Genomic DNA, 12,306 nt, shown 5'->3' with positions numbered 1-12,306 from the left:
CTGCTGATCGAATCAACAGCAGGTTACAACTGCTTCAAGCTGCATGATTTCTGTTTTTTGAAATACAATTTGCCAATTCGGCTCTTGTTTGTATTTTTAAAAAGAGCAATTATGAAATTGATTCAATTCTTTAATATTTTTTATAAAAATATATTGAAGTTGCGGATGTGTATGTGCCTCCGGTTCCTCAATAAATAAAATATTAATATCCGCAGATTCTTCATTCTCTTTACCATGGAATCCAGCAATAATTGTTTCTATTTCAAAAATGATACCGATTAGATTTAAATACCCTAAACCATTGTAACTTTCTGGTAAATGTACTTCATCATATTTATAGTATAACGTTGTATTTCCAGAAAGAAGTTCCTTTTCTCCTAAAGATGATTGTATACTTATTTGAGTTTCACCATCAACACCGCCAAATTTTGCAACACTTTGTCCAATATTAGAAAAAACCTTTTTATAAATTTGATTCAAAGATTCATCAGTGTCCATAATAGCTTTTTCAAATTCAATAATAGTTTCAGATTCATTTCCCTTTAAATATTCATAATATCTCGACGAAAGTGATGATAAAGAGTGATCATTATGTTTATTGGAGGCCTCACGACTAGCTTTTATACTTTGAAATCTAATAATTCTTTGCACTTCTTTTTTATCTAGAGGAGCAGACTTTTCTTCAGTAAGCTTTTTCTTAACTACATCATATCCACGTGCATATACGTTTAAAGTAAAATACTTTTTGAAATTCTTTTTAATATACTTTATAAATTGTTCGAAGTTTTTTTCTGCAAGTTCTTCATAATCTTTTTTTAGATTTTTAAATTTGTCTTCCAAAATCGAATAGTCAAATTCTAACACAACAGTATTATTTGCTGGATTTAGATCAAGCATAAGGTTTTGAATATTAGCATAATTATCATTTTCATCATAACTAATAAAAAGGGTTAGCTTAATGCCATCGGATTCAAAATTTTTCTCAATCTCTTTTACATTTTTAACCATTTTTTCAAATATATACTTTTGAAAATCCAAATTAAAATCATCCCACTTAAATTGATTACTATTAAAATTTAGGAATTTATCCATAACTGTTAATAATGATGTTTTTCCACAATTATTTTTTCCCACTATTAATGAAAGATCACTTTTTAAATCTAGCTCAAAATCTTTCAACATCCGATAATTTACTATCTCGACTTTTTCTAGTATCATCTATCTCTCTCCATTCCCCCTATTTCTAGGACTATTATCTCCATTCTAATACATACTCATAGAAACTAAAAGTAAATATGGTAGAGTCGATATTGCTACAGTGAATCAGTATAGACATAATTTTGTTATCTCATATCATAAAAAAGCGTGACAGATAAAATTTGTCATATGGTGGTTTGGTACCTATAACACTTCTGCAATACCAGCCATAATATATTCCGCACATGGTACAGCAATCGCATTTCCAATAGCCTTATATCTAGCATAATCACTTATTGCTTCACCTTTATTTCCATGGGCTGTCCATCCCTCTGGTAACCCCATTAAACGTTCGCATTCCAATGGAGTAAGTTGGCGAATAAATCCTTCTTTCTCTTCTCCTTCGTACCAAAATGTAAAATAATTTACGGATCCCGCGAGTAAAGTGGGGAAAGGATCTCCTGTTCTTCCGAAACTTCCATGAAATCCTTTTTCATTTTTTTCTTTGGCTGTACTTCGCATACGTCGTTCTTGAAAGGGACGGATGATGGGTATTTTCCCCCTTGCTTTTTGAGTAGATATTCTACTGGCGATGGTGGTGGACAGCCTGCTCTCTCCGCAAGACGTAAAAACCGATTGCAAATCGCGGGCTTTAAATAATATTTCTGTGGCACGTGATCCTCCAAAATCTGCCACGAGGAAGATACGTCTTCTTCTTTGAGCAAGTGTGGGCCTTCCCCAATATTGGGCATCCAACAATCGCCATGCGATATCAATATCATTCCCTCGGACCATTCCGGCGTTTGCCCTTACTTCGGAAGCAGGCATTGGAATTTCGGTATTTGTGAACGATTCAAGCACGGCCTTAAAATCCAGCCTGTCATTTGATGAAAAAGCTCCCATGACGTTTTCCCAAACAGCGATAACTGGATATGTTCCATTCGTTGCACACCTCATTTCTTCAATAATTCTTATTGCATGATAAAATAAACTAGATTGACTTCCTGTAAGACCTTCTCGTTTACCGATATTGGATAAATTCTGACAAGGTGAGCCAAATGTAATGATATGAACAGGTGATATCTCTCCACCATTTACTTTGGTAATATCTCCTAAATGATGTATGTTAGGAAAATGTCGCTTCGTAATTGATATATGTGCTTTTTCAATTTCACTTGCCCATATTGGTTGAATTCCATAACGAGAAGCAGCTAATGGAAATACACCAATCCCATCAAATAAACTTCCTAAAGTTATTTTTGTCATATTCCACCTCTATTCTCCATTTTTAGGCGTAAAAAAAAGACGTTCATTTTATTTGAACGCCTTACAATATTTTTATTCTATTGTGTTCCCACACCCCAGATCAATTACCACTGAAACGGTAATATGGTTTTTCAGTACTTTATTTCTCGCCTTTTCACCTTCTCCTAAAAACACGAAATGCTTGTGAAAGTGTTTAAAACTAAGGATTTCTATATAGTTTCTCTTTGTAGCAACGCCACGCACTCCACATGACTGCTATGTGGGAACATATCCACAGGCTGCACTTCTTTCGTACGGTAGCCGCCATCTTCCAAAATACGCAAATCGCGTGCAAGCGTTCCTGGATTACATGATACATAAACCACTTTTCTCGGCTTATATTCCAAAATCGTTTCTAATAACTTTTCATCGCAGCCTTTGCGCGGCGGATCTACTACCAATACATCGAACCGTTTGCCGTCTGCATACCATTTCGGAATGATTTCTTCAGCAGCTCCTGCTTCAAAATGAGTATTTGTTATGCCGTTCAATTCAGCATTTCGTTTGGCATCTTGAATGGCCTGCGGAACAATTTCCACTCCGTATACTTCCTTCGCCTGTTTCGCCAGGAATAAAGAAATTGTACCAATTCCACAATAAGCATCGATGACCGTTTCATTGCCCGTCAGACCCGCATAGTCAAGCGCCTGCTGATACAACACTTCTGTCTGCACAGGATTCACCTGATAGAAGGAACGCGCTGAAATTTCGAATGACGTATCGCCAATCCGGTCGATGATGACATTTTCACCATACAGATTAATCGTTTCATTGCCCATGATGACATTGGTGTTTGCACTGTTTACGTTCTGCATAATGGACGTAACTTCCGGGACTTCCTGCCGAATCAAATCCACTACTGCATCTTTCTGCGGAAACTTTTTATGTCGGGTAACGAGTACAACCATCACTTGCCCAGTCTGCCGTGCTTTTCGTACAATCAAATGCCGAAGCATCCCTCTATGTGTCTTCTCATCATAGGTTTCAATGCCAAGTTGCTGAATTTTATGCTTCAGAAGCCTCATCAAGTTGTCTGCTTCTACCGTTTGAATCAAACAGACATCGGTATCCACGATATGATGTGTGCGGGATTTATAAAATCCTGTAATGACCCGGTCGTTTTCCGTATCGAACGGGATTTGCGATTTGTTACGATAGCGCCATGGGTCGTCCATTCCTTTTACTTCAAGCACCGGAACATCCGGCAATTTGGCGATTCGATCCATCACATCGCGTACTGACTTCCGTTTCTGAATCAGCTGCGCCTCATAGGACAAGTGCTGCAGCTGGCAGCCACCGCATGTTGGGAACACATGGCAAGGCGGTGTTACGCGCTCTGGCGCAGGTTGCAGGACATTCATTAGTTTCGCAAAGCCATACTTTTTCAATGTTTTCAGCACCAGTACTTCTGCCGTCTCTCCTGGCAAAGCGCCCTGAATGAAAAGCGGATAGCCGTCGACTTTCGCTACTCCTGCTCCGTCATGTGTCAGATCCTCTATTTGCACTTCTATTCGATCGTTTTTATTTACAGCAAAACTCATGATTTTTCCTCCATCTTTCAGATACTTCTATTGTACCATGCCAGGCAAATCAAAAAACAGACGCATTACACGTCTGTTTTCTCACTTTCTTCATATTCATTTCTCGTTACCGCATCATCTTTCAGCACAACGAAAAAGGATAACGTAATACCTGCGATGATAATTAAAAAAGGTGCATAGAAAATTAAAAAATCATTCACTTAAACTCCCCCTTACGCATGATGGTCTTCTTTCCCTTTTACGTACTCTTTATTGAACAAGAACATCCTCAGCAATAAATAGAGCGATGGAATGAGAAGCAGCAAGCCAAATACGAAAGCTGTGATCAATGCTATTGCCATCGCATGATTGGTGAAGCTGTCATAGATCGTCAAGTACGGATAGAGTAAATAAGGGTAATGCGATGCTCCATATCCAAAGAACGCGAAAACAAACTGTCCCGCCAGCAGTCCGAATGCCATACCATATTGACGGCGTTTCCAGATGAGAAATGCCGTGCCCAAAAACAACAGAAATGAAATCAGAAACATCGGCCAGAAACGCTGGATGTTTTCATAATGCAGCGGATTGTGCTTACGCAGCTCGAATATGATACCGCCTGCCGCAATGATCGTCGGTAATGCCCAAATGAGTGCGTACTTTCTTAATAAAGATGTCGCCTCACTGTCTCCTGCTTTATTGGCATACCAAGTTAGAAATACTGCAGAAATATACAGCGTTGCCGCGATACTCAGCACAACGATCGACCAAGTAAGCGGACTGGAGAACAGTTTCCAGTAATCGAGTACTGGCTGTCCGTCCACTAAATCAACGAAACCACCTTCAGATATAGTCAATACAATGGACAGTGAAGCAGGTAATAAAAGACCTGCTGCCCCGTAAGCAAATGAATACCCTTTATGTCCGCGTGCCCCGTACGTTTCAAACGCGTAGTAAGAGCCTCGGACAGCCAGCAAAATAATACCGAAACTTACCGGCACGAGTAAGGTGGTCCCGTAATAAAAAGCAGTTTTCGGGAAAAATCCGATAATCCCAACGAAGAAAAACACCAGAAAGACATTGGTTACTTCCCAAACTGGCGACAGATAGCGCTGAATGACATTCGTCAAAATGCGCTGCTTTCCTGTCAATAAACTGTAGGCATTAAAGAATCCCGCGCCAAAGTCGATGGCTCCGATCATGATATAACCGAATAAAAACACCCATAAAACCGTGATTCCAAGTATTTCAATGGTCATTGGATATCACCGCCCTTTTCTTGTTCCCTGTCGGCAATTTCACGTTCTACCGGGTTACTGACGAACATTCTGCGGAGAACTACTACACTGCCGACTCCAAGCACTAAATAAAGCAATGCAAAGAGTACTAACATCGTATCCACTTGACCACTGCTTGTCGCAGCCTCTGATGTACGCATAATATTTCTCAGGATCCATGGCTGCCTGCCGACTTCTGCAAGCCACCAGCCTGTTTCGAGCGAAATAAATACTAATGGTCCGCCCAATACGATCAGCCAACGGAACCAGCGCGACTCAACGAACCTCCACTTACGCCACATACCAATCCAGAACACTGCAGACAATGCCAACAGCGTCATGCCGATTGTCACCATGATATCAAACAAATAGTGAATGTAGAGAGGCGGCGTATCTTCTTCCGCGAATTGATCCAACCCAATGACTTCCGCTTTCGGTGACCCATGAGCTAAAATCGACAAAGCATATGGAATTTTAATAGCGTATTTCACTTCGCCGTCATCGAGTATTCCATACAACATCAGCGGCGCATTTTCTTCCGTCTCAAAATGCCATTCCGCAGCTGCCAGTTTTTCCGGTTGATACTCCGCTAAGTACTTCCCAGACAAGTCTCCTATTAATGCAGCAGTGACACTGAATATAAAGCCCACTTTGAGTGTGAGATAAAGTGCTTTTTTATGATAGATATGATCAGAACCGCGCAACAAGCGAAATGCTGCAATAGCTGCCAATAAAAAAGCAGACGTCATATATGCAGTCCCAACTACGTGGGCCACTTTAGTTGGCATAGCAGGATTAAACATTGCCACCAGCGGATTCACATTAATCAGTTCGTTGTTCACCAAATTAAAACCTTGCGGTGCATTCATAAACGCATTCACAATCGTAATGAATACTGCAGAAAAAGACGCGCCAAGCGCTACAGGGATTAAAATCATAAAATGTTTCTTTTGATTTTCAAATCTGTCCCATGTGTACAAATATATCCCCAGGAAAATCGCTTCAAAAAAGAATGCAAACGTCTCCATGAATAATGGCAGTGCAATCACATTACCGGCCAGTTCCATAAAGTTTGGCCACAATAATGATAACTGTAGACCGATAGCGGTTCCTGTCACAACTCCGACAGCTACCGTAATTACAAACCCGCGAGCCCACCGTCTTGCCAGTAAAATATAATGTTCATCATTCTTCTTGATTCCAACCCACTGCGCGAGCATAATCATCAGCGGTACCCCGACACCAATCGTCGCATAAATGATATGGAATGATAGCGTCAGCTCTGTTAACACTCTTGAATAAAAAACGGAATCCACTCAGTACACCTCCAATTATGAAAATAATCTTCCCACGATGGAAAGTAGCATGATGCCTGCCACAATAAATGCCAGCCACATCAGCCGCTTTTCCTGTCTTTTGTACATCCATCATCACTTCCTTCGACAGTCCTTTTTTAGTATTTCCCTTAATCACTCTAGTTTTAACCCTTTTGTTGAAATTTAGACGTTTTTTTTCGCTTACAGAGCATTAAATTAATGTATAATAATTGATTAAAACTTTTCACTTGTCAATTGTTAATTTTTACAGTATAATAGGTTAACTATAGAGAGGTGAAATAAAGTGAAAAGGATAAAGAGAAAAGTATTAGCTTATATTACAAAAGGGGAAGGAAGACATCGGAAACTATTGGTTTACGAACAAACTGATCAGCCTGAAGCAGGTCTGCAGGTACCCGGTGGCACGATTGAACGAAACGAACTTTTATTGGATGCGTTATATCGAGAAATCGAAGAAGAATCCGGTATCCTTCGCGATGAACTTATATTAGAAGGTAAAGTAAAATCGTCAAAATTCTTTCCAGAAGACAAGAACGTAATCTACGAACGGACTATTTTCCATTTTTCTTATGTAGGTAAAGAAGAAACAAACGAATGGGAATATCGTGTAGAAGGTGAAGGTAAAGACGCAGGTCTATTATTCAGCTATCGGTGGATGCCGTTGAATGCGGTACCGAAATTAGCTGCAAAACAAGGAGAAGCGATTGAATACATCTGATATGGACCTGAGACTGTGCTTCCTGCATAGCTCCCATCACACTAATTTTAAACAATAAAAGACTATTCCATCCGAACTTATCGCGGCGATTGGAATAGTCTTTTGTTTTGCTTACTTTTAGTTAATTTCTTCTACTTTGTCCTGTTCACGCAATTTCTGCAACGGAACAAACATTTCAATGTGTCTATACAGGTTTTTAAAAGTAGCCGGCAGGACACCGCCATATTCTCCATCCAGATTCAAAAGTACTTCATCGTTTGAAGTAACCACTACTTTTTCTGCTTTCGCTTGTATAACGAGCGGATCGTCCAAATGTTCCCCTCTTGAAGCAAGAGTAACCACGCGAATAAATTCAGCAATATTACATTTTTTCAGAATGAGTAACGTGAAGTATCCATCATTGATACTCGAATCAGGTGCCAGCTTCTCAAATCCGCCGACAGAGTTGGTCAAACCAATCAGAAACATCATCGCTTCATCATCAAACACTTTCCCATCATATTCAATCCGCATATGACTGGAATGGATAGAAGGCAACATTTCAATGCCTTTTAGGTAATATGCGAGCTGGCCGAGTACAGTTTTAAGACGGCTTGGCACTTCATATGTCAATTCCGTCATTCTGCCGCCACCGGCAATATTAATGAAATAGCGATCATTCATCAGGCCGACATCGACAGGCGTTGTATCACCTTTGCAGATGATATCTACCGCACCGTCGATATCTCTTGGAATGCGCAGCGCTCTAGCGAAGTCGTTTGTCGTTCCCATAGGAATCAGGCCAATCTTTGGACGTTCGTCAAAATGCCCAACACCTTCCACCACCTCATTCAGCGTTCCGTCACCGCCTGCAGCAATTATTACATCAAAGCCTCTGTGTACCGCTTCTTTTGCCGCTTCTGTCGCATCACCCTCACATGTCGTTGCGTGAGCGGATGTTTCATAGCCGGCTTTCTCGAGCTTTTCGAGGACATCAGCCAAATGCTTACGGAATGCTTCTTTTCCTGCAGTCGGATTATAAATTATACGTGCACGTTTCATAAACTTTCCCCTCGATCCTTTCGTGTCTAAAATGACTATTCAGACCTTTACCATCATCATATGAATTCTTGTAACTTGTTAATTCACCTGCTGCAGCATAGGCAGCCATTGGGAACGAATATCGCCGTATACGGCAAGCCAATTCGTTGGCTTTACCGTATATTCCGACATCAACTTTGCATAGAATGCTTTCTGCTTTTCTTCAAAATCAGGAGCATCTTGTTCCGGCAGCTCAGCACGACCCGCCATTACGTATTCTTGTAAAATTGGAGCACGCGGCCCCCATTTAGCCATCACTTCACCTGCTGAATCCAATAAAATATAAATAGGAATTGAACGTCCACCATTCGTCAAATGACGATCTATCAAATCAGGATTTTCATCTCGTAATACGGTACGTACGTCAATCAATGCCGCTTCTGCAATCCGTCTCAAAATCGGATTATTCAGCATTGCGTCGCCGCACCAATCTTCTGTAATGACGAGAACATGGGGTTGCTTTTCTTTCAGTATTTCAATAAATTCATCATCCTTCGGCACTTCAAACTCATTATAGATTAAAAAACTGTTTTCTTTATGCGTTTCCATATTGTCCATATATTCCTGAAGTGATACGGCTTCTTCAAAATATTGCTGTTCTGTTTTCATGACAATCCCCTCCTGTTTCATGTAAATCAGTAAGTTGAAAAAACGCCCAGGTTAGACTGGTTTGGTCTTTTCCTGGGACGCTTTGACTTATAGTAGTTGAACTTAAAAACCTACATTGTCGAAATTACTAAGTACCGTTGATTTCCGTTACAGGCGGACGCGTTTCTTGCGGGCCCGAGGTGAGCCAAGCGAACAGCAAGGGTTCGCTTAACCGTATTTCTGTGTCTTTCAGAAATTAAGGCACTTTGACGCGACGTACTTAGGTTGCCTTGCACTCCAATCAACTGAGTAGGTTTGACATAGTACACTTTTTCATGTAAAAAGTTTAATTCAACTTATATAACTATTCATGTGGCTGTATTATCTTTTCTTGATTTCTTCCATCAAGAGCTTATTCACTAATGGAGGGTTAGCCTGTCCTTTAGTTGCCTTCATTACTTGACCAACTAAGAAGCCAACTGCACGATCTTTACCGTTCTTGAAGTCTTCAATTGACTGCTCATTTGAATCCAGGATTTCTGTAATGATTGTACGAAGTGTACCTTCATCAGAAATTTGAACAAGACCTTTTTCTTTGACGATGTCTGCAGGATTTCCACCATTTTTCACGAGATCTGTAAATACTTTTTTCGCGATTTTCGAAGAAATTGTGCCGTCTGTAATTAATTTCACAAGTTGCGCCAGGTTTTCAGGAGTCAGCGGCGTATCATGCAGCTCTTTTGATTCTGCATTCAAGTAAGCCGACACATCGCCCATCAGCCAGTTAGAAGCAAGTTTAGCATCTGCTCCTGCTTTCACTGTTGCATCAAAGAAGTCAGACATTTCCTTTGTCAATGTCAATACGTGCGCATCATACTCAGGAAGTTCCAATTCGGATACATAGCGCGCTTTACGTGCATCCGGCAATTCAGGAATTTCCGCTCGCACACGGTCCATCCATTCTTGCTCAATATGAACTTCAGGCAAGTCTGGATCATTAATGAATCGGTAATCGTTCGCACTGCCTTTGATTCGCATTAATACCGTATCGCCAGTCGCTTCATCATAACGGCGAGTTTCCTGCTGAATCGTTCCGCCTGACAATAGAATCTTCTCTTGGCGAGCTACTTCATTCGCAATACCGCGACGAATAAAGTTAAAAGAGTTCAAGTTTTTCAGTTCTGTTTTCGTACCGAATTTCTCCTGGCCGAATGGACGCAATGAAATGTTTGCGTCACAGCGAAGTGATCCTTCCTCCATACGAACGTCTGAAACGCCTGTATATTGGATGATAGCTTTTAATTTTTCAAGGAATGCATACGCTTCTTCCGGAGAACGCACATCTGCTTCCGTGACAATTTCAATAAGTGGCGTGCCCTGACGGTTTAAGTCGACGTATGAATGGCCGTTTTCTGTATGCGTCAGTTTTCCTGCATCTTCTTCTAAATGAACGCGCTCGATGCGGATCTTTTTCTTTTTACCATCTACTTCAATTTCAATCCAGCCGTTTGATCCTACAGGACGCTTATCCTGAGAAATTTGATAGGCTTTTGGATTATCCGGATAGAAGTAATGCTTACGGTCAAAGTTCATAACAGGCGCAACGTCACAATTAAGTGCCATAGACGCTTTCATTCCAAATTCAACGGCTTTTTTATTCAGTGTAGGCAGTACACCGGGATATGCGATGTCTGTTACGTGTATATTTTTATTTGGCTCCGCACCAAATCGTGAAGGTGCCGGAGACATAATTTTAGTATCTGTTTTTAATTCTACGTGGATCTCAAGTCCGACAATTGTTTCGAAGTTCATGATTATTTCCCCTCCCGAATCGCTGGAGTACGCTTGTGGAAATCAGTTGCCTGCTCGTAAGCGTGCGCCACTTTATACAGCGTTTCTTCGTCAAAATGCTTGCCCAAGATCTGCATACCAACTGGCAGTTCATTGACGAAACCGCATGGTACGGAAAGCGCTGGTCGTCCTGTCAAGTTTGCAGGTACCGCAAGTACATCGTTTGCATAATGAACAAGCTGATCGCCGCCAGTTTCACCCAGATTAAACGCAGTAGCTGCAGCAGTAGGTCCAATCACTACATCATATTTTTCAAATACTTTTTCAAAATCCTGTGCAATCAACGTACGTGTTTTTTGTGCACGCACATATAAGTCTTCATGGTGATCTGCACTCATTGCATATGTTCCGAAGATAATACGTTTTTTCACTTCTTCACCGAATCCTTCTTGACGCGTGCGGAAATACGCCTGCTCCAAGTTTTCAGCATTTTCCGTGTGATAGCCGTAACGCAATCCATCGAAACGGGAAAGATTAGACTGTGCTTCAGAAGAAGAAATTACGTAATACGTAGTCGGCGCATACTGGATATGCGGCAACTCCACTTCTTCACATACAGCGCCTAGTGATTCCAATACGCTGATGGCTTCTTTTACTGTAGCGGCCACTTCTGAATCGATACCTTCACCTAAGTAAGCAGTTGGTACGGCAACTTTCAAGCCTTTAATATCGCCAGTCAATGCTGCTGTATAATCTGGCACAGCCTTGGCTGAAGATGAGCTGTCATTATCGTCTTCTCCTGCAATTACACCTAATAAAAGTGCATTATCTTCTACAGTGCGTGAAAGAGTACCGATTTGGTCAAGTGAAGAACCGAATGCTGTCAATCCGAAACGTGAAACACGTCCGTATGTAGGCTTCATTCCAACGATTCCGCAGAATGCAGCCGGCTGACGTACAGATCCGCCTGTGTCTGAACCAAGTGAAAGTGGAACTTCTCCTGCTGCGACTGCTGCTGCAGATCCGCCTGAAGAACCGCCCGGTACATGGTCTGTATTCCATGGATTTAACGTGTTACCGAAATAAGATGTCTCTGTCGTAGACCCCATTGCAAACTCGTCCATGTTCAGCTTACCTACGTTCACTGCACCTGCAGCTTCCAATTTATCCATGACAGTTGCGTTATAAACGGGAACGAAGTCTTCCAGCATTTTACTCGCGCAAGTTGTCGTCATATCTTTCGTGACGATATTGTCTTTAATCCCGATCGGCACACCGAATAGAGCACCGCGTGAATCTGCAGCCGTCTGATCAAGCTGTTCTGCACGGGCAGCTGCTTCTTCTTTCGCCACGTGAATAAATGCATGAATTTTTTCTTCTGTCTGTTCGATCGCTTTTAATGTATCTTGTGTTACTTCTTTCGCTGTTACTTCCCCTTTATGTAAAAGCGCTTGAAGTTCTGCAGCTGTTTTACTTGTTAACGTCATCACTTT

Annotated in this window: 11 protein-coding genes; 1 reads left to right on the top strand and 10 read right to left on the bottom strand. The window is 41.2% G+C overall.

Translation table 11 applies throughout. From position 1 onward, the window contains the following. Nucleotides 1–96: 96 nt before the first annotated feature. The 6 genes from Q1J64_RS10885 to Q1J64_RS10860 form a co-directional block, all read right to left on the bottom strand. Nucleotides 97–1,218, bottom strand: a complete 1,122-nt coding sequence (locus tag Q1J64_RS10885) for an ATP-binding protein (protein WP_301109091.1) — start codon at nucleotides 1,216–1,218, stop codon at nucleotides 97–99. A 183-nt stretch (nucleotides 1,219–1,401) separates the two neighbouring features. Further along, a complete protein-coding gene (locus Q1J64_RS10880) occupies nucleotides 1,402–2,463 on the bottom strand; it encodes a DNA cytosine methyltransferase (protein ID WP_301109090.1) in 1,062 nt (353 codons plus the stop codon). A 209-nt stretch (nucleotides 2,464–2,672) separates the two neighbouring features. Then, nucleotides 2,673–4,043 (bottom strand): 23S rRNA (uracil(1939)-C(5))-methyltransferase RlmD, encoded by a 1,371-nt coding sequence (gene rlmD / locus Q1J64_RS10875; protein ID WP_301109089.1) that lies wholly within the window; start codon nucleotides 4,041–4,043, stop codon nucleotides 2,673–2,675. Between the two features lie 65 nt (nucleotides 4,044–4,108). After that, nucleotides 4,109–4,243: a cytochrome bd oxidase small subunit CydS family protein gene (gene cydS / locus Q1J64_RS10870; protein WP_301109088.1), complete on the bottom strand. Its 135-nt coding sequence runs from the start codon at nucleotides 4,241–4,243 to the stop codon at nucleotides 4,109–4,111. A gap of 12 nt (nucleotides 4,244–4,255) precedes the next feature. Beyond that, nucleotides 4,256–5,281 (bottom strand): cytochrome d ubiquinol oxidase subunit II, encoded by a 1,026-nt coding sequence (locus Q1J64_RS10865; protein WP_301109087.1) that lies wholly within the window; start codon nucleotides 5,279–5,281, stop codon nucleotides 4,256–4,258. Further along, the gene (locus tag Q1J64_RS10860; RefSeq protein ID WP_301109086.1) at nucleotides 5,278–6,615 is read right to left on the bottom strand and encodes a cytochrome ubiquinol oxidase subunit I; all 1,338 of its coding nucleotides are present in this window, start codon (nucleotides 6,613–6,615) and stop codon (nucleotides 5,278–5,280) included. The genes Q1J64_RS10865 and Q1J64_RS10860 overlap by 4 nt, the downstream gene beginning before the upstream one ends. A gap of 304 nt (nucleotides 6,616–6,919) precedes the next feature. Between Q1J64_RS10860 and Q1J64_RS10855 the strand changes: the two genes are divergently transcribed. Further along, entirely contained in the window at nucleotides 6,920–7,354 is a 435-nt protein-coding gene (locus tag Q1J64_RS10855; RefSeq protein ID WP_301109085.1) for an NUDIX hydrolase, read from the top strand. Nucleotides 7,355–7,471: 117 nt separating this feature from the next. On the opposite strand, the gene Q1J64_RS10850 is transcribed toward Q1J64_RS10855, so the two are convergent. From Q1J64_RS10850 to gatA, 4 genes are all read right to left on the bottom strand, one after another. Continuing rightward, nucleotides 7,472–8,395: a diacylglycerol kinase gene (locus Q1J64_RS10850; RefSeq protein ID WP_301109084.1), complete on the bottom strand. Its 924-nt coding sequence runs from the start codon at nucleotides 8,393–8,395 to the stop codon at nucleotides 7,472–7,474. 78 nt (nucleotides 8,396–8,473) lie between these two features. Continuing rightward, nucleotides 8,474–9,043, bottom strand: a complete 570-nt coding sequence (locus tag Q1J64_RS10845; protein WP_301109083.1) for a thioredoxin family protein — start codon at nucleotides 9,041–9,043, stop codon at nucleotides 8,474–8,476. A gap of 360 nt (nucleotides 9,044–9,403) precedes the next feature. Beyond that, nucleotides 9,404–10,834: an Asp-tRNA(Asn)/Glu-tRNA(Gln) amidotransferase subunit GatB gene (gatB, locus tag Q1J64_RS10840; RefSeq protein WP_301109082.1), complete on the bottom strand. Its 1,431-nt coding sequence runs from the start codon at nucleotides 10,832–10,834 to the stop codon at nucleotides 9,404–9,406. A gap of 2 nt (nucleotides 10,835–10,836) precedes the next feature. Next, on the bottom strand, nucleotides 10,837–12,300 hold the full coding sequence (gene gatA, locus Q1J64_RS10835; protein WP_301109081.1) for an Asp-tRNA(Asn)/Glu-tRNA(Gln) amidotransferase subunit GatA: 1,464 nt from the start codon (nucleotides 12,298–12,300) through the stop codon (nucleotides 10,837–10,839). Nucleotides 12,301–12,306 lie beyond the last annotated feature (6 nt).

Origin of the sequence: Sporosarcina sp. (assembly GCF_029257255.1) — a bacterium.
GTDB lineage: Bacteria > Bacillota > Bacilli > Bacillales_A > Planococcaceae > Sporosarcina.
Note: the sequence above shows the minus strand (reverse complement) of the source record. Positions and strands in the feature narration are given on the sequence as shown.